At 49.4% G+C, this 18476-nt stretch carries 19 protein-coding genes; 3 read left to right on the top strand and 16 right to left on the bottom strand.

Translation table 11 applies throughout. The features are described from left to right. Window position 1 precedes the first annotated feature (1 nt). The 12 genes from ACZ50P_RS08425 to ACZ50P_RS08370 all read right to left on the bottom strand — a co-directional run bounded on the left by ACZ50P_RS08425 (window position 2) and on the right by ACZ50P_RS08370 (window position 11325). Window positions 2-424 carry a CdaR family protein gene (locus ACZ50P_RS08425; protein ID WP_464135038.1) on the bottom strand — a complete coding sequence of 141 codons (423 nt, stop codon included), beginning with the start codon at window positions 422-424 and terminating at the stop codon, window positions 2-4. Beyond that, the gene (cdaA, locus tag ACZ50P_RS08420) at window positions 421-1233 is read right to left on the bottom strand and encodes a diadenylate cyclase CdaA (protein ID WP_464121405.1); all 813 of its coding nucleotides are present in this window, start codon (window positions 1231-1233) and stop codon (window positions 421-423) included. Before cdaA ends, ACZ50P_RS08425 begins: the two co-directional genes overlap by 4 nt. Before the next feature lie 76 nt (window positions 1234-1309). Further along, entirely contained in the window at window positions 1310-3250 is a 1941-nt protein-coding gene (ftsH, locus tag ACZ50P_RS08415; protein WP_464121127.1) for an ATP-dependent zinc metalloprotease FtsH, read from the bottom strand. 99 nt (window positions 3251-3349) lie between these two features. Further along, on the bottom strand, window positions 3350-4300 hold the full coding sequence (tilS, locus tag ACZ50P_RS08410; protein WP_464135036.1) for a tRNA lysidine(34) synthetase TilS: 951 nt from the start codon (window positions 4298-4300) through the stop codon (window positions 3350-3352). Further along, complete coding sequence (locus tag ACZ50P_RS08405; protein ID WP_464135034.1) at window positions 4301-5650, bottom strand: NAD-dependent succinate-semialdehyde dehydrogenase; 1350 nt, start codon at window positions 5648-5650, stop codon at window positions 4301-4303. A 72-nt stretch (window positions 5651-5722) separates the two neighbouring features. After that, window positions 5723-5953 carry a hypothetical protein gene (locus ACZ50P_RS08400; protein WP_464135031.1) on the bottom strand — a complete coding sequence of 77 codons (231 nt, stop codon included), beginning with the start codon at window positions 5951-5953 and terminating at the stop codon, window positions 5723-5725. 61 nt (window positions 5954-6014) lie between these two features. Next, complete coding sequence (locus ACZ50P_RS08395; RefSeq protein ID WP_464121123.1) at window positions 6015-6383, bottom strand: hypothetical protein; 369 nt, start codon at window positions 6381-6383, stop codon at window positions 6015-6017. Further along, complete coding sequence (locus tag ACZ50P_RS08390) at window positions 6373-6804, bottom strand: type II toxin-antitoxin system RatA family toxin (RefSeq protein WP_464121122.1); 432 nt, start codon at window positions 6802-6804, stop codon at window positions 6373-6375. Before ACZ50P_RS08390 ends, ACZ50P_RS08395 begins: the two co-directional genes overlap by 11 nt. Before the next feature lie 75 nt (window positions 6805-6879). Then, on the bottom strand, window positions 6880-9564 hold the full coding sequence (locus ACZ50P_RS08385; RefSeq protein ID WP_464135030.1) for an RCC1 domain-containing protein: 2685 nt from the start codon (window positions 9562-9564) through the stop codon (window positions 6880-6882). Window positions 9565-9662: 98 nt separating this feature from the next. Beyond that, a complete protein-coding gene (locus ACZ50P_RS08380) occupies window positions 9663-9956 on the bottom strand; it encodes a hypothetical protein (protein ID WP_374001819.1) in 294 nt (97 codons plus the stop codon). Between the two features lie 2 nt (window positions 9957-9958). After that, window positions 9959-10924, bottom strand: a complete 966-nt coding sequence (glpX, locus tag ACZ50P_RS08375) for a class II fructose-bisphosphatase (protein WP_464121121.1) — start codon at window positions 10922-10924, stop codon at window positions 9959-9961. Next, on the bottom strand, window positions 10903-11325 hold the full coding sequence (locus tag ACZ50P_RS08370) for an acyl-CoA thioesterase (RefSeq protein WP_464121120.1): 423 nt from the start codon (window positions 11323-11325) through the stop codon (window positions 10903-10905). The genes glpX and ACZ50P_RS08370 overlap by 22 nt, the downstream gene beginning before the upstream one ends. A 60-nt stretch (window positions 11326-11385) precedes the next feature. Between ACZ50P_RS08370 and pgsA the strand changes: the two genes are divergently transcribed. Together pgsA and ACZ50P_RS08360 are read left to right on the top strand one after the other, a co-directional pair. Then, the gene (pgsA, locus tag ACZ50P_RS08365; RefSeq protein WP_464135027.1) at window positions 11386-11949 is read left to right on the top strand and encodes a CDP-diacylglycerol--glycerol-3-phosphate 3-phosphatidyltransferase; all 564 of its coding nucleotides are present in this window, start codon (window positions 11386-11388) and stop codon (window positions 11947-11949) included. A gap of 12 nt (window positions 11950-11961) precedes the next feature. Next, the gene (locus ACZ50P_RS08360; RefSeq protein ID WP_262552195.1) at window positions 11962-12102 is read left to right on the top strand and encodes a hypothetical protein; all 141 of its coding nucleotides are present in this window, start codon (window positions 11962-11964) and stop codon (window positions 12100-12102) included. Here ACZ50P_RS08360 and ACZ50P_RS08355 read toward each other — a convergent pair. From ACZ50P_RS08355 to ACZ50P_RS08345, 3 genes are all read right to left on the bottom strand, one after another. Continuing rightward, window positions 12099-13412, bottom strand: a complete 1314-nt coding sequence (locus ACZ50P_RS08355) for a TolC family protein (RefSeq protein ID WP_464135026.1) — start codon at window positions 13410-13412, stop codon at window positions 12099-12101. The genes ACZ50P_RS08360 and ACZ50P_RS08355 overlap by 4 nt on opposite strands. Window positions 13413-13435: 23 nt before the next feature. Next, window positions 13436-14173 (bottom strand): type 2 periplasmic-binding domain-containing protein, encoded by a 738-nt coding sequence (locus tag ACZ50P_RS08350; RefSeq protein ID WP_464135023.1) that lies wholly within the window; start codon window positions 14171-14173, stop codon window positions 13436-13438. A 144-nt stretch (window positions 14174-14317) separates the two neighbouring features. Beyond that, the gene (locus ACZ50P_RS08345; RefSeq protein ID WP_464135022.1) at window positions 14318-17227 is read right to left on the bottom strand and encodes a tail fiber domain-containing protein; all 2910 of its coding nucleotides are present in this window, start codon (window positions 17225-17227) and stop codon (window positions 14318-14320) included. A gap of 294 nt (window positions 17228-17521) precedes the next feature. Here ACZ50P_RS08345 and ACZ50P_RS08340 point away from each other — a divergent pair, with 294 nt between their 5' ends. After that, window positions 17522-17992: a nucleoside deaminase gene (locus ACZ50P_RS08340; protein ID WP_464135020.1), complete on the top strand. Its 471-nt coding sequence runs from the start codon at window positions 17522-17524 to the stop codon at window positions 17990-17992. Here the strand turns inward: ACZ50P_RS08340 and ACZ50P_RS08335 are convergent. Beyond that, window positions 17982-18449 carry a DUF4442 domain-containing protein gene (locus ACZ50P_RS08335; RefSeq protein ID WP_464135017.1) on the bottom strand — a complete coding sequence of 156 codons (468 nt, stop codon included), beginning with the start codon at window positions 18447-18449 and terminating at the stop codon, window positions 17982-17984. The two genes, ACZ50P_RS08340 and ACZ50P_RS08335, sit on opposite strands and share 11 nt — an antisense overlap. Between the last annotated feature and the right edge of the window lie 27 nt (window positions 18450-18476).

Raw genomic sequence — 18476 nt, 5'->3', positions numbered from 1 at the left:
TTTATTGGCCTTTTTGTTCGTCACGAGGCTTTTCCTTTATAGACAATACTTCAGCTTGAATTTGATTGGGTCGGACTCCCAAGATGCGAACCCCCAGAGGAACTTCGATCTTACTTAGCGGAATATCCACATTCACCACCCCTTCGCCACGCTGGGAAATATCCAGAGTGATATTTTGCGAAAGAGAGCTTTCCAAAAATTTCTTTAACGAAGATCTCGGTCCAGAAACCTTCACCTTGATATGATCCGTCGTCTGAGCCACTACATGAGTGCCCGGCGCGGTCACCAGATCCACATCAATATTTTTACTTAAAACAAAATCCCGGCGCCCCAAAATAGTCAGCCACAAAATCAGGGAAATGAAGAGCGCGACGACTTTATAACTGAAATTTTCAGTGATCATATTCGACCAGCGGCGTCTCATGAAACCTCCCCTTGCTGAGAGAAAGCTTTGTACTTAAGACCGAAGGTTTCATACAGGGCCTTACGGATATCACCGAGTTCGACGTTGGGACTTAAATGGCCCCCTTGAACAATACCGATGGATTTATTTTCTTCAGAAACAACAAAGACCAGAGCATCCGTTTCCTCGGTCAAACCGATAGCGGCACGGTGCCGAGTTCCCAGATTTTTATCCAAAGCCGGATTTTTACTGAGCGGAAGGAAACAACCGGCGGAATGAATTTTACCATTACGAATTAACACTGCCCCATCATGCATCGGACTTTCCGGATGGAAGATGGAGGCCAACAACTCGGCCGAGACTTTGGATTCCATTTCAGTTCCGAATTCAATATGGTAATCGATCACGATCTCACGTTCGACCACCACCAGCGCTCCGAAACCTTTTTGCGCCGTCAGAATGATGCCTTTGGCAATTTCTTCGATCACTTGCGTTTCCTGAATCGTGGAAGCATCACTGAAGAACGGATTACTGCCGATATGAGCCAGGGCACGACGAATCTCGCCCTGGAACAGAACCACCACGATCACAAACAAATTAGAGAAGAACTTTTCCAGAATCCAGTTGAAGGTGAAAAGTTCCAGCCAAATACTGAGGATATAGCCGATGGCCAAAACCCCCAGACCCGAAAGCATCTGGATGGTACCCGTCCGTTTGATCAGGACCAGGATACGATAAACCACCATCCACACCAAAAGCATGTCAATAGCATCCTGCACCCTCAGGTGCTGGACGATAAAGACAAGATTGTCGATGAATTGCTGCAACATCAAGATGCCTTTATAACTGGTTGTCGTTAAAAACACCTGCCGACAGAAACGTCGGCAGGTTCAATGTTCAGATTTTTTAGATCGTTACCGGTCCGGTATTGCCCACCGGGTCGCCGGAAGATCCTTTCTTTTCCGCGGCACTCATGATCGCGGCATTGGTGTCTTTTTTGGTGTTGCGGTATTTTTCGATCTCCGCAACTGCCGCACCGTTCACCAGCATGTCCACCTCGTGGCCGTCGATGGTTTCGTACTCAAGCAAGGCTTGAGTCAATCGTTCCAACGCATCCTGATGGTCACGCAGGATCTGGATAGAAATGTCGTAGCCAGTCTTGATGATCTTTTCAACTTCCGCATCGATCTGCTCGGCCTTCGCTTCAGAATATTCTTTCTGCTTGTTGCCGTAGTTCATGCCCATGAAGACCGGGTTGTCGCGAGTTTCGTAAGCCAAAGGCCCCAATTTGCTCATACCCCATTCGCACACCATGCGGCGAGCGATCTCTGTGGCACGCTCGATGTCGTTACCAGCACCTGTCGTAATATCTTTAAAGATCAACTCTTCCGCCGCACGACCGCCAAACAAGAAGGCAATCATGTTTTCAGCTTTGGACTTGGACAAAGACACACTTTCTTTTTCAGGCAAGGTCTGGGTCACACCCAACGCCATACCGCGAGGGATGATCGTCACCTTGTGGATCGGATCCAAACCGCTGAGTTTTTTACCAACCAGCGTGTGTCCCGCCTCATGGTATGCCGTGACCTTTTTATCTTCATCAGAGATCACCATCGAGCGTCTTTCCGCACCCATAGTGACCTTGTCTTTGGCTTTTTCAAAGTCTTCCATGTCCAGATACTTTTTGTCAGAACGAGCCGCCACAAGGGCTGCTTCATTCACAAGGTTCTCCAGATCCGCACCCGAGAAGCCTGGCGTCCCACGTGCAATTTTAGATGCATCCACATCAGGACCCAATGGAGTCTTACGCATGTGTACGGCAAGAATTTGCTCACGACCTTTCAGGTCTGGCTTATTGACGATCACACGGCGGTCGAAACGACCTGGACGAAGAAGTGCAGGATCCAGAACGTCCGGACGATTGGTCGCAGCGATCATGATCACACCTTCAGAGGATTCAAAACCATCCATCTCAACCAGCAACTGATTCAGAGTTTGCTCACGCTCATCGTGACCACCACCCATACCAGCACCACGATGACGTCCAACCGCATCGATCTCATCAATAAAGATCAAACATGGAGCATTCTTTTTACCCTGTTCGAACAAATCACGAACACGGCTGGCACCGACACCGACGAACATTTCAACGAAGTCAGAACCGGAAATTGTGAAGAATGGAACGCCCGCTTCACCCGCAACGGCGCGAGCCAGCAAGGTTTTACCAGTTCCCGGAGAACCTACCAGCAAAACCCCTTTCGGGATACGGCCGCCCAGTTTGGTGTATTTTTTTGGATCTTTCAGGAAGCTTACGATCTCTTGCAGATCCTCTTTGGCTTCATCCACACCTGCGACCTCTTTGAAGGTCACGCGGTTTTTATGCTCGGTCAGAAGGCGCGCGCGAGACTTGCCAAATGACATAGCCTTACCGCCCCCGACTTGGATCTGGCGCATGATGAACAAGAACATCGCCACAATCAGAATCAATGGCAACCAGTTCACAATCAAAGACTGGAAGAAGCCGCCACTGTCTGCACGCTCGTAGTTCGGAGTGATCCCGTGCTGTTGCAGGAATTTGTATCCTTCATCTTGCGTGTTACCGATGATGGCAAAGTGGGTTCCGTTATACTTCTTTTCAAAGTCAGGCTTCATCTCGCCGATAATTTCACTGGTATCCTGACGGAAAGTGACAGTCGCCACTTCACCGGCTTTTACGGCCTCAGTAAATTTGGAGAAATTGAAGTCAGCAATCGCTTTTTGATGCTTGCTCTCATAGGCTTGGAATAAAAACACAGCCATGATGATCAGGAAGAACCATAGAGCCAGCGTTTTCTGGGTTGATCGCATTTCAGTTCCTTTCAGTCGAAGGTCTAATTACCCCTCAAGGGTAGCATGATTACCATCTCAAAAAAAGAAACTTTAGAGTGAGAATTCAGTCCTCTCAAATCAGGACTGGACCTTGATTTGCTCTGCGTTAACTTCCCATTGGCAACCTGCGACTTTAAATGTGATCACTTTTTGCGACTTGTCCAGGCGCTTTTGAATTTCTTCGAGGTGAGACTGGGAAAAATCTTTTTTCCCCAGCGAGTACAGGTACTGAGCCAGCAGCCTTTTTTGCTCAAAAGGACTCAATGTGAGGTAAAACGCCCTCTGCAACCCCTGTGACTTATAAGCCTCATTTTGGCTCAAAAGATCTCCCCACGGGCGGTTTTCAATCTCCTGCGCAATGGTCTCTAAAGACCTCGCCAAAGCCGCAGTCGAGCCTCTGGAGCGTTTTTCAAGCGCTTTCAGCCAATCCTCCCGCACCCAGTTACGCAAGGGGTCCAGGGACTCATTACTTGGGTCTTCAAAGCTTCGCAGCTTCTCTTCGCGCAGGTACTTTTTCAGTTCTCGCTTTGAAATCTCCAAAAAAGGCCGGAACAATCCATCACGCAAAACATGCATCGCGGTAAACCCCTGTGCCCCTGTCCCACGAATCAGTCGCATCAGTCGGGTTTCCAAAAGATCGTCCCGATGATGTCCGGCCGCAACAATCTCAAATCCCTGCTCTTTCTTCAGGCGCTCCAAAGCCTCATAACGCAGGTCACGATACTCGGCTTCCGATTTAGCCAGCTGTGAAGCCTTTAAAGGATAAAAGTCCACTGCCAGTTTTTTGCACAACTTTTCACAGAAAACCTGGGCCTCTTTGCGATACTCCTGATTGGAATCCTCGCCATGATGGAAATAACAAACCCCCAGAAGTTCCTTTTTATGAACCTTGGTCAGAGTTCGCAACAGCGCCACCGAATCCGTGCCGCCGGACACTGCCACCAGAATCTTTTTGTCCTTCAGACCGTGCAGCTTGATCAACTTCCAAACATGATGATCCAGATCCTGTTTTGCTCTTGTCAGCTTCACCTAAACTCCCGCGACAGCGACTGTCTTGATATTCACAAACTCCAAGATTCCGAAATGCCCCAACTCCCGACCATAGCCGGATTCTTTCACTCCGCCAAAGGGAATGCGCGCATCGGATTTCACATAATCATTCACCACGACAAATCCGGCCTGCAACTCTTTTTCAATGAGCTCTTTTCCTTTTTGAATGTTTCTGGTGAAGACACCCCCACCCAAACCAAACGGAGACGAATTGGCAATTTCCAAGGCCGTCTTTTCGTCTTTGGCTATAAAGACTGAAGCCACGGGGCCAAAGACTTCCTCTTGGTGAACGTCCGGGTTGTCCTTTTCAAAAACCACCACTGTTGCAGGATAGAATGCCCCCGGCCCCTGCGGAGCAGACCCACCAAGCACCACCTTCCCGCCCCAGGCTTTTAACTTTTCCACCTGATTCACAATGGTTTTTTGAAACTTCACCGAAGCCAAAGGAGCAAGCTCTGCCGCCTTCATTTCATTTGTAAAGTGATGTAGAAAATCTTTGGCCACCTTTTCATGCACAATAAAGCGTTTGCCTGCCACACAGCTTTGTCCACAGTTCACCAGGCGCGCCTTTGCACAGGTCTTAGCCGCCATCTCGACATCGGCATCATCTAAAACCAGATAGGCATCACTGCCGCCAAGCTCCAAGACAACCTTTTTCAGATTCTTGGCAGCCTCCATCGCCACAGCCTTTCCTCCCTGACTGCTTCCCGTGAAGGTCACACCGTGCACAGCGGGATGTGCAATCACCTGAGCTGCAACCTCATGATTCACCTGCAAGTTGCGCAAAAGTTTATAGTCCGCCGTCAGGTCGTTAAAGATCTTACCAATCAGCTCGGCCGTTCCCGCGGTTAAATCCGCATGTTTAAGAAGAATCACATTGCCTGCCATCAAAGCCGGCGCCGCAAATCTTAACACCTGCCACAGTGGAAAATTCCAGGGCATCACACTAAAGACCACCCCCAAGGGCTGAAAGCTGACCTCTGCATGAGCGTAGGGCGAAGACACCGCCACTTGATTCTTAAGCATGCCTTGAGCTTCTTTGGCATAGTACTCACAAGTCACAGCGCATTTTTCAACTTCTGCTTTCCCCTCAGAGATTAATTTACCCATCTCTTGGTTCATGACTTGAGCCAAATCTGTCTTATGGGTACGCAAAGACGTCGCCAGTTTGTGCAAAACTTCCGCGCGGTCCATAAAAGAGACCTTACGCCAAATTTGAAAGTCTTTGGCCGCCTGCTCGATTTGCTTTTCTGCCTCGGCCCACGAAAGATGCTGATAGGATTTAAGGATATCCCCAGTTGCAGGGTTCACGGTTTGAAAACTGCTCATGACAACCTCCGAAAGATTTAAGGTTGCCACATTTGCAGGACTCACGCCTCTCTCGGCGCGTCGTATGAGATTTTACAAGGTGGAAAAGACTTCCTGGAAGGACATGATAAGGCCTCCGAGGAAAGCCATGGTCATCGTTCCCCATGCCAAGGACTTATAGAATTTGCCAAGCTGCATGGCGCCTCGAGCATAGGCTCTTTCCGTGGCCAGAGCGGGAATAGGCATTAGCACCGTTCTGATAAACTGGTGACAGCAAGCGCAGAATAAAGTCACAGAGATAAGGCTGAGAAGAAGTTGTTCCATACCAAACTCTTCGGCAGGACAGTGTCTCAACTTGAGATCTACTTAGGTCCAGCTTTAAGGACTAGGCTTTTTCCTCTGAAGAGTCGGCATTGTCTTTTTTGATAATATCGATTTCAGCTGTGATCTTGAACTTGTGCGTTTCTGCAAACTTAGAAGCTTCTTTTACGAAATCAATTTTCTGAATGATTCCAAGAATTTCTTTTGTCACTCTTTGAGTGACTTCTTCCTTGGATTTGTTGGCTCCCTGAATCAGTAAATTCAAGGCCTCTTTGGGAAGTTTTAACTCGGACACATACGCGCGCAAGCTTTCTTCGGTCATAAAAGCCGCACTGACGCCTGCGGTGAAGACCTTCTTCACCGTATCACCCAGAAGACCTTTGAGGTCCCCGGACTGATCTTTGTCGTCTTTTTTGCTTCCATCAGTTGCCATAAAGTTGTTTCACCCGCTTGTGATAGCTGCTGATCATGTTCGGCAAATTCACGCTGACCAAGGCATTGGCGATCGGACCGGGAACAAACATGCTGAACGTCGCTTCCACAGAATAAGTCGCTCTTGTTTTACCAGCTTCATCTTCCAGCTTCCAGGAACCCACAGAGGTTTTAAACACATCACCTGAAGCAAATTCCCACGTGATGCCTTTGGGAGCTGTTTCTGTCATCCATAGAGAATACTTGAAACTTTTAATAACAGCCACATTGTATTCCACCAGTTTGCGATTGCCTTCCGTCTTAAGCACGGTGCATTTTTTAACTTCTGGCAGGAACTCGTGATACTTTTCGTAGTCAGAGATAATTTTAAAGAATTGTTCGACTGTACAATTAAAAACTTCTGTTGTGGATGCTTTTGCCATAGGCCTTTAGTGTGACTATTTGTTTACAGCGAGTCAACGCAGGCCTAGACCATAAAATGATTATGTTACACTTACTTAGAAGTTATCAAAGTACTGCCGAGTCAGACTTCGGCGCATCAGCTCAAGCGCACAATCGAAACCTACACAGTAAATCTTATTTGCATCTGTGGTGATATAAAGATTCTTACCGCCATCGATTTGTGTGGGATTTCCCACCATGCCATCGCGAGAGACCGGTACGGGAACAGCGCTATTGCCCTCGATCGCCAAAGAGGTGCCTTCATTTCCCCAGCAGTAAATGTTCTTCGCGATATCCAAAATCCCGCAAGAGTAAGGATCAAACCCTTTTACCATCAATGGAGCCTCGCCTGCCAGAAGACCGGTGACAGTAACTGGTACCGGAGTACTGGAAGATCCAGCCACCACCCCATTCCCCAGCTGCCCCCACAACGAATCACCCCAGCAATAGGCAATGTCATCCGTTGAAACACCACAGAAGGTTTCTTTGTTCCCGTAGATATCCTTCCACAGCTTTGCCCCCGACATTCCTGAGGTGTCCAAAGGTTGGGGTCTATAGACTGAATTAGCACTTGAATGCCCTGATCGCGAGTAACCCGAATTTCCCCAGCAATAGACCTTCTGATCTGTCATCAGCCCACAGGCGTGAAATTCAGAAACAACGATCTTACTGAAGAGTCTTGAGTCCGTAACAGGAATCGTCGACACATCAATAGGGGTCGGGCTGTAACGTTGCGCAGAAGTTCCGTTCCCCAGAACGGGATTATAGAGGGAATGACTAAACCCTTTACCACCCCAACAATATCCCACACCATCTGTCGCAACAGCACAGGCTACAGTTTCACCAATGGACACACTGGCAAAAGTTGTAGCGCCTGTGACTGCGCTGGTATCCACCGCCTTCATGGTGGCCTGAATCTGGATGAAGCCCCCCTGACCCGTCGTCGCACCGTTGCCGACACAGTGAAGAATGTCATCCGTATTGATTCCACAAAACGAATAAGAACCGGCAGCCAGCGTTTTAAACTTCGTGCTTCCAGTCATAGTACTGGTATCCAGCGGTGTTGGTGTATAAGCAGTTGCATTCAACCCGATTGAATAGCCCCAAAAATAGGCTGTCCCGTCAGAGGACTTTAACAACAATACATTTTTTTCAAAAGAAGGATAAACCCCCGCCCAGTGCTGCCCGGCAGGCAACACTGACGTGCTGATCTCCTGCGGCTGATAGGCGACAACATCTTTATACCGAACCTCGCTGTCCGCATAGCCCCAGCAATAGACGGTGCGCCCATTGGTCTCTCCGCAAGAGATACCTTCATGTATCGCCAGGTTTACAAAATGGGTCCCCCCCGCAAGAGGCGTCTGATCCACTGGTGTTGGTATTAAAATATCCGTGGCTCCACCGTCCGCCGTCAAAGAATGCCAGTTGTATCCAAAGCAGTAGGCCTTACCTTTTGACGAAACCCCGCACGTGGCCCATACACTTGCGACCACTGAGACAAGTTTTTCTCCGTCAGCAAGAGCCGCCAAATCCGCAAGCTGTGGCAAGGAACTATCCACGGTTGTACCGAGACCCAACTGCCCACGACCGTTGGCCCCCCAACAATACAGTGCGCCCTCAAGATTCAGAGCACAGACATGACTTTCCCCTGCAGCAATATGCACAAATGGTGCTGCAGGCGCTCCAGCACCGAAGTCCACAAACTTCACCGCTGGGGAGTCCACCAAGGTGCCATCGCCAAGTTGCCCCTGATCATTAGCACCATAACAAAAAACTTTTCCTCGATCCGTCAGACCACAGGCGAAACTCAGCCCCACGGCGACCTGAAGAACCTTCACGGAACTTCCCAGCGGTGTTAAATCCACCTTGTTGGGAATCCCAGTTACCGCTGCATCCAACAAACCCCAGCAATACATCTCATGTTTTGCCGAGACAGCACAGGTGCTTTCCCAGTTGGACTCAAAGTCGACAAACTTTTTTTCGCCTTCCACATTTGTCATCAGCGCCGGGGTCGGCTCATAGACTGAAAAACCCCCAGGACCGATGCCCGCCTCATCCGAATAGTTGTCACCCCAGCAGTAAATCAATCCGTCTGAATTCAGCGCGCAGGAGGCATAGGACCCCCCACTCATCTTCACAAAGGAAGGGGACCCCACGACATTACTTAAACTGACTTCCTTAGCGCTGATTTGCAGACCATAGCCCACTCCACGACCGACCTGCCCGCCATAGTAGTCTCCGAAGCAGCGGACTCGTGAATTTGAATCAATATAACAAGTCGTGCTTTCTGCCACGTTCATGCGCGAGTAGGTCTGCGCACGATCCACTGTTGACACATCTGAGCGAGAGGCGACATTAACGGTCCCATCATCAAACTCAACACTGCCTGCTGGCAGTTCCAGATCAATCGTTCCGGCCCGGGTGGATACCGAAACCGTTAAATCAAACTCCAAGGCATGAGCCCCTGGAGTCAGATGCAGAATCAGACCCTCGGCGGTGCCTTTTTGAACGAAGTCCGAAACATCAAGACTTTCAGGCTTGATGGGATTTAAAGACTGAACTTTGTAAGACTTGGAGGACCCCACAGAAACCGCACTCTGCGCTTCAGGTGCAAGAAAGATCTTAACTTCTTGAAGAGAAGAAAACTCTGCCTCCCGACTGATGGATGCAGCCAAGGTGCATCCCAGAAGGGGAACTACGGAAAACCCGATCAGTGCCAGAACATAACGAAAAGAAATCATACTCTCTTTTCGGAGAGTATTTCCTCACATATAAGCCCCATTTGCGTTTCAAGATGAGAATCGCGAGATTTCGTTCTGCTCGAAACAAGGGATTCTATTTACTTTTTCTTAAAAAGAGCTTCTGCAGCAGCTCGCAGCGCGGCTTTTTTATCTTCAGCCGAATTGGCCCCTTTGCGAGGCGTGAAGTAGTCACAGAAGTTGGCACGGTCTTTTTCACGCACCACGTCCGCCTGAGTCTCACGGCATTCGTTGTAAACCTTGGGATCGTAGTGCTCACAGTTTTTACAAACATGCACATCCGAACGACATTGCGGGCACTCATCACGGCGGCCGACGTTCCCTTGGAACGTCAGCTCTTTGTTGCAATTAAAACAATGCAATGTTGTTGCCATATTTACTTGCTCGGCTTGCGATGCAGATCATGGAACGCTTCAATGGTTCGAATGGTCCCTGTCTGAGAACGCATCACCACAGAGTGGCTCTTCGCCTTTCCATCAGGAAGGAAGCGAACACCTTTCAAGAACGGCCCGTCCGTCACGCCAGTAGCGACAAACATCACAGAGCCCGAGGCCAATTCATCCACTGTGAACTTCTTATCCAGGTCCTTGATGCCCATGCGAGTCGCGCGCGCACGTTCTTCATCGTTTCTGAATTTCAGACGTCCTTGGAAATCACCACCAAGACATTGCATCGCCGCTGCCGAGATCACCCCTTCCGGTGCCCCGCCAATGCCCATCAGCAAATCAATCCCTGAATCAGGCCATGCAGCCCCCACGGCCGCTGACACATCACCATCCCCGATCAAGTGAATGCGCGCACCCGTTCGGCGCACTTCCGCAATCAAAGCCTCATGACGTGGGCGGTTCAAAATCACGACGGTCAGATCATTCACCGCTTTATCCAAAGCCTTGGCAACAGCATGAATGTTTTCCGTCGCGGATTTATCGATGTCGATAGAACCTTTGGCCGCCGGACCGCAGGCGATTTTGTCCATGTAGGTGTCCGGAGCATGCAGGAACTTACCTCTTTCCGCCACGGCAATCACAGAGATGGAGCCCACTCCACCTGTTGCACAAATAGTCGTGCCTTCCAGAGGATCCAAAGCGATATCCAAGGCCGGAGCATCGCCACCCGAGGTGTCACCGACTTTTTCACCGATATAAAGCATCGGTGCTTCATCACGCTCACCTTCCCCGATCACCACGGTGCCATCCATGCGGATGATGTCGAAAGCTTTTCTCATCGCATCCACTGCAGCGGCATCAGCGGGTTTTTCTTCACCGCGGCCCACCCAGCGAGCGGAAGCCAGAGCGGCTGCTTCGGTTACACGTACGAATTCTAAAGCCAGGTTTCTGTCCATGGTTCTTTCTCCAGTTCGTTATTCACAATGGCTTTCATATCTGCCGGAAGTCTTAATAGTTTTAAATCCAACCCCAGTGGGACGTGGATGGTTTTTGCTACCGAACACACCTCGCCACCACGTCCGCGCAAACGATACTGGAATACCAGTCGATTGCCTTCGGTGCGGGCTTGAACCTCAATCTCCAGATCATCGCCGAAGAATGTGGGTTTCACATGTTTAACCTGCGTCTCATAAACTGCAAAATGACTGGCGGACCCGGGTTTTTGATAATCCAGCAAACCTTTGGAATGTGCCCAGGCAACCCGGGCTTCTTCATAAAATCTCAGGTAATTGCTGTGGTGAACAATCCCCATCAGGTCTGTTTCGTAAAACTGCACTTTGTGACGATGAATAAACATTGATTATTTCTAGTCTAAATTGCTACCTTAAGTCTAGCAAATCTACGGAATGGAGTACCTGTGGCCGCAACGGAGTTTCAGAAGAATCTTGCAACTAGAATCACTCTGAGCCGAGTGTTTTTTGTGCCTGTTATTGTGGCACTGATGTGGCCGAACACGATGCCATGGAATATTGCCGCTGCCTGCTGCTTCATTCTAGCCTCCATCACGGACTACTATGACGGCTACTATGCCCGTAAGTACAATGCCGTCAGCAATTTCGGGAAGTTCATGGACCCGATCGCTGACAAAATCCTGGTCACCAGTGTTTTGGCCATGCTTTTGGCCCAAGGCAAAATCGACGCCTGGATGGTCATCATAATCCTAGCCCGGGACAACTTTATCGGGGGGATCCGCTCCGTTGCCGCGGCAGATCAAATTATCATTGCCGCCAAACCGGCCGGCAAATGGAAGACCGCCATGCAGATGGTCGCCATTCCTATTGTAATTATTGGAAATATGGACCCGATCGTGCCCTATTTGGACAAAATCGGCTACGGAGTCTTGTGGGTCAGCGTCATTTTGAGTATAACCAGCGGTATTGAATACTATTTAGGTTATCTTAAGAGTCGCAAGACCGACTGAGCGAAAGCACGTATGTTAATGCAATACACCCCCAGCAATTGGTTCTTTATCTTCCTGGCGCTGCTGTTATGCAGCTTCGTGAAGCTTTCGTCTGGGAAACCGCAAAGTCCAATCCAATACGCCAGCGCCTCTATCATCTCTGCTCTTCGTTAAAACTGAACCAATTGCTGACCAGTACTTAGCTCCAGACTGACAATAGCCTCAAGAGCCCCCAACTGCGCATTGATAACACCCGCACGGGACCTGAACAATTCGGCCTCCGCATCCAGAACATCGGTATTCGTCCGCACACCGGCGCGCTGTCCTTGACGGGCCAGACGGACACTTTCTTCAGACCTTTGCACGTCACTGATTCGCGCCTCATAAACTGCACAATGGTAAAGAAATCTTTTGCGCCAGAAATCAAAATCACGCTGAGCTTTCAATTCAGCCAAGCGCAGTGTTTTGTCTGCCTGATATCTCTGCTCAACACTTTGTTTGGATCTTGAAATCGATGTGCCATCAAAGATGTTCCAACTCAGCGTCACCCCGACCTGATACGCATCCCTGAAACTCTCATAGTCATCAAATCGATCATTGCGATTGTTGTAGTACTGATACTGCCCCACCAGGGCAACACGTGGCACCCAGTACCGTTCTGTCGCCGCCTCCTGGTAGGCAAAGCTTTCCGCCTTACGACGAAGTGAGCGCAGATCCTTGCGCTCGGTCAAATCGGCCTTTTTGAACTTTGCCACCAGTTCCGGCGTCAGTATCGGCAGCGTCCCCTCCACGTCTGTTAAATCCTGCTCTCTCCCCAAGGCCTCACTCAAACGCCCCCGACTTAGCTCGACATTGTCCAGAGCATTTAAGAGCTCCGATTGCACCTCACTCACCTGCACTTCAACCCGCAGCACATCGTAGTTGGTGGATGAACCGACCTTCGCAAAAAGACGGACATTTTTTAAGTGATCCTGCAAAGCCCGCACACTTTTCTCTGCCACGTTTTTCAATTCTTTTGCGGCCACCGCCTTAAAGAAAAGCAGCGTAACTTCTCGTTGCAACTGAAACCGGACCCATTCAAGCTCGTCTTTGGCAGCTTCCATGAAGGCATTGGCCCCGAGATACCTGTTCGTGCTTGAAAAGCCATCAAAGATGGACCACTGAGCCGTTAAAGAGGCACTTGTCGTGGGGACGATTTGAGGAATGGAAAAAGAGAAGTTTGCGATGTCCACATCAATCAATGCATATTTTTTATCAAACAAATAACTGGCCTGAGCAGACAAGGTGGGAAGAAAGCCGGAAAAGGATTCATTCTTTCTCCAACCGGCTTCATGATATTGCGATTCAGATCTTTGCAGTTTGGGTGATTGCGCAAGAGCCTCATTCAACGCCTCTGACAGACGAAGACTTTCAGCCTGCACGCGACCGGATAAAATCAAAGACAAGCTGAAAACAAGCACACTTTGGAAGTGGATTAGATTCATAGAACATCCCATTTTTCATCAGCTCAGAACCCGTAATATCCTTCAAACATTGGATAATCGCTGCCGTGCAAACTTCGCTCTCTTTTAATTGCGGTTTCAACAATCGGAAAGAGGTTTTTATGCTTCTTGTTTAATCTAAAATAAAGTGGCACCGTGACTGAAAAATCCTTCACTTGCTCCAAACTTATAAATCTTTTGTTTGTTTTTTTATACTCCGAAAAAACGGCATCGCTCATAATCACGTAATCGCATCGTTTATGAAGAAGCATATCCAATGCCGCATCTAATGTATTTACACCGATAGTCCTGAGCTTGTTTTGCGCAATAAAATCTTCAATGCCTTTGACGTTCAAAGGAAGCACACCTTGAAGAGAAGATATATTCTTCTTATCTATGACCTCATTCTGCCTATGCACTAAGATGTAACGAACTAAAATGAATGGGAATGAAGTCTCCACAAGATTACTGTAACCGTCCGAAGAAAGTTTGATCCGAGCCAACTCCCCATCCATATCCCCCTTATCTGCAAGAAAGCTGCCTCTTTCGATCGGAAGAGACGTATAGATGACCTCGATATTGTCCCGGGCCAAGGCATTTTTGATAAAGCGCATGATTTCCTTGTAAGGCGTGGAATCGACATGTGCATCCGAGGCAGAGATTTTCAAGACAGTACGAGAGTCCGCTTTGACACTAAGGCTTAAGCCTAAAATGACTGCTGCCAGGAGATTAAGTGTGGCTTGGAGAAACCCAGGAATCATCATGATTAAACCTACACAACAGTGCAAAGTCCTTCAATCGATTCTCAGCAATCATTTCAATGTTTTCAGACTACTAAACAGGTGGGTTGCGTTTGCATCAAAAAGCGCAGACGAACGCGAATGTGATCTATCAAAAACTCGAACAATTTACTTGAGTTTCTCTTCTATCGCCGCCAGTCGACGCTTTAGTTCCTCGTTCTCTTTTTGCAGGGCCAAGACTTTACTTTCAAGGTTGTGGATTTGATCCTCGTTCATCTCGCACTTGCCATTCACCTCGCGGACCGCCTCGATCAACGGCGCCACAAGCTTTGAGTACGCCACCGACTTAAAGCCTTTGGAATCTGTTTTAACCGCCTCTGGGAAGACTTTTTCAATATCCTGCGCAATCACACCGACATCATGTCCCTGCTCAAAGTTCCAGTCAGGATATTCATCCTGTCGCCAGTCAAAAGACACACCTTTCAGGGTCAGAATTCTTTCAAGGGCTCGTTCAATGGGGACTATGTTCCTTTTTAGACGCTCATCTGAAGCGTTCACGTAAGCCCCAACCCCTGCCACTGTTCCATTGGCGTGAAACTTATAGCTTGGATTGATGCCGACCCCCACATTGCCTCCAAGGATCGTATGACTGACGTTGGGACTGCCGGCAACCCGATACGAGTGCAGAATGGTGGATCCGGCGGAATAAGCGTCGTTCATATTACGAAGTGCGACATTGCCGTTTTCGTCAGAATAGAATTCGGTCCAACGCATGTTTGCTGGCGCGTTGGGGTTGTACAACTCAAAGGCCGACATCTGTCCCGTGGCTGAAGTGGCGCGAATTCTTCCCACCGAATCAAGTTGCGCATTAGGGGTCTTAGTTCCAACTCCAAAACCACCGCAGACAACCCAAGAAGCTCCAAAACTGGAAAGATGCGAACAATCATTATAGTTACCAGAAGCATCCGAGTTCTGCACCGTGATCGTGGCAAGTCGATTCCCCGCACTGCCCCAACCCGGTCTGAAGACGTAGCTTGCATGTGTGCCTGCTGTCGGCACACCACTGAAGTACATTCCGCCACTGTTGAAAATAGTGGCACTGCTGCCATTGTCGACGCGGATATTCCCGCTGACATGAAGGGCCTGGGCTGGAGAAGCCGTTCCCACTCCCACATTCCCCGCGGCGGTCACAGTCATTCGTGCGACACCCGCGGTTTCCAATGACAAATTGTGAGAGCTGTTTGTGCCCAGCACCGCTGTTCCAGCGACCGTATTACCACCAATAACAAAGGCATCGGTTATTCCATAACCAGCCACAGTGGTCGGATTGGTTCCAGCGGTCACCCGCCCTTTCACATCCACTGTCACTGACTTATAGGTTCCTGCCGTCACTCCACTATCCGCCAAAGTCATCGCGGTGGAACCCGCTGCGGATGTCACATCCCCAGTGAAAGCTGGCATCCGCGCCGCCGCAAGAGTGCCGCTAGTGATTTTTGAGGCATCCAGCACAGGAATATCCGCAGCCAATAAAGCAGCTCCACCCGTCACCCGCCCCTTGGTATCCACTGTGACCTTGGGATAAGTTCCCGCCGCCACTCCCGTGGCTGTCAAAGAGGGATTGGGATAGGTTCCGGCAAGATCCCCTCCGGCACTTCCACCCGGTACAACCCCTGAAATGGTAATATTCGAGGCCGCCGTCAGGCGCCCCTGCGCATCCACGGTGAAGCCGGGAACCTGAGTCGATGATCCATAACTACCAGCAACAACCGTCGTGTTCGCCAGTTGAATCGTTCCTGAGCCCGTGATTGTCCCGCCGGACAACCCCGTACCGGTGGCCACACTTGTCACAGTCCCACCGGATCCCGCCGCTGAAGCCAGCACTTCCCAAACACTGCCGGTGTCGCGATAAATACGTTTGCTGTCACTGGCAACATACAACCGGCCTGCAACGGCCGCCGCAGGTTTTGCCGCATCAGTGCCTGATTGCAAGCTGGGGGTCCCTCCCAGGTTTGTCACCGCATTGGTGATTCCATATCCAGCCAGACTCGTTGGCAAACCCGATGTGATCTGACTCCAGGACAATCCCAGATTCTGACATTGAAAACTTCCCGCCACTGAATTCCAGTACGGAGCCTGGTTCACCGAACAATTAGCCGAGCCCACTGCGCTGTTAAACGCCGACTGTGTCAAATAGGAACTCAATGTCGTCGCAAGACCACTCACATCACTTGTGGCGATGGCCGAAGGGGTCCACTGCGCCCCATTGTATTTTAAGAAATTCCCCGCCACCGGGGCGCTGTTTGAAACCGCAACCCCTTGCAAAGCTCTGACCGCTGGAGCCGGATAGGTTCCCGACAGATCCCCGCCTGCAGAGCCCTTCGGCACACGAGAGTCCGACAAGCGAGCATCATCACCGGCAGCCACGGTTCCGGCCACGGTCCCAACTTTTAAAGTCAGCGCGGGAGTTGATGTTCCATTTGAGATCGTCAGATACGTGTTCGTGGAACTGACTTGTGTGACCGTTCCACCATTGGCCCCACTAATTCCTTCGCAAATAAAATCGGATCCATCCCAAGAAAGAAAAGTTCCCGATGAACAAATCGGAAGGATATTTTTGAGCACAAATTCTGATGCACTATGAGCCCCCAGCTTCGCCGCACTGCTAGCGTATGCCGCATAGGGAATAGAGCGAATCAATGAATCCGGTGAAATCGTCTTCCAACCTTCACCGTCGTGAAACTTCACACGCAAGCGCCGCCCTTCATTAAAGGCCGGACTGTAGCTGGCACCACCATCACACACAAAGGTCGCAGAATTATTAAAGCTATCCAGAATATTGAATCCGGCATCTGCAGGATACTGCTTCGCACCCGTCCCAATCGCCACATCAAAAACCCCTCCGGAGTTCACCATATTGATGCCGTTAACTTGCTCACGATAGAGCACACAAAGCCCATCGGGGCTTGTGACTTCAAAGTTAAAGCTGACGTTGAAAAATTCAAGGGGCTGGCCAGAACTTTTTAAAATGCGCCCCTGGTAAGTCAAAAACTGAGGAGCCCCTTGTGCCAGAGATGACACAAGCAAACCCAACCCGACAATGACCCGACACGTTCCAAAAAAGTTCATATCTATAAGATCGGGAGGCCTGTGAACTTACTAAAACCATGAAATATGAAAAACGAGTCGCATTCACGAATGAAATTACCTGGCCGCAATGGTTTCGTAATATAGCCAATTCGTTTTGAGATCACAAGGTGCCTAAGCGTCACCCGAGAGCAGAGATATGACAAAAGTCCCCCGACAGCTGGAAAAATAACAAAATAAGACCGAAGATGGAAAGTATCTTCAACGACTCTCTTGAGAGGATTCGACATGACCCCCGCGCACATTCGTTTCTTGGAAATGGCCGTCAACCTTGCTGCCGAGAATTTGCAAGAACACCACGGCCGCCCTTTTGGTGCAGTTCTAGTCAAAGACGGTGAAGTGATCGCCACCGGAGTTAACGAAATTCTAAGCACTCAAGATCCCACGGCCCACGCGGAACTTTCTGCGATTCGCGCGGCCAGTCAGGTGCTTCAATCACCGCGTCTTGATGGTTGCGTGATTTATGCCAGCGGCCAGCCCTGCCCTATGTGTCTGAGCGCAATGCATTTAACAGGCATCAAAGAAGTGTACTTCGTACTTTCAAATGCAGATGCCGAACCTTATGGATTGTCCACGGCAAAGATCTATGAAGAAATACAAAAACCTCTGGGTTTGCAGAACATCAACGTACAACAACATTCTATCACTGGCGCTCGGGAACGCCTTTATGAAGGCTGGAAGCGACAGACTAAGAAATAGGAATTTCTTTAACCTTATCTTTGCGGCGAACATACAGAACTTTGTCCACTTCTGCCACGACTTCATTTTGTTCATCAAAGAGCTGCACCACAAATACAGGTTCAACCTTATAGGATGCGGCAGCCTGCTCTACAATCGACTTCAGTTCGTCCTCCGTCACGGAGAATCGCGCGCGAATGCGTCCTTTGCCGGGCTTTTTAAAACGAATCGTCGCAGACTTGTCCCACACAATGTAGTCACGTCCCAGCTTCTGAATAAGAATCAGCATGATAAAGGGATCAGTCATCGAATACATGGATCCGCCAAAATGAGTCCCCACGTAATTGGCATTCCAAAAACGCAACTTCATTTCAACATCGATATAGTCAAAATTGGGCGCCACCTTTTTCACACGAACACCAGCCCCGACGAACGGAGGCCAGAAACTCATAAATCTAATGACCCAAGGACGCATCATTTTAAAATTCTCCCACCAGAGAATTTT

The sequence above is a fragment of the Bdellovibrio sp. CKG001 genome (assembly GCF_055397465.1).
Note: the sequence above shows the minus strand (reverse complement) of the source record. Positions and strands in the feature narration are given on the sequence as shown.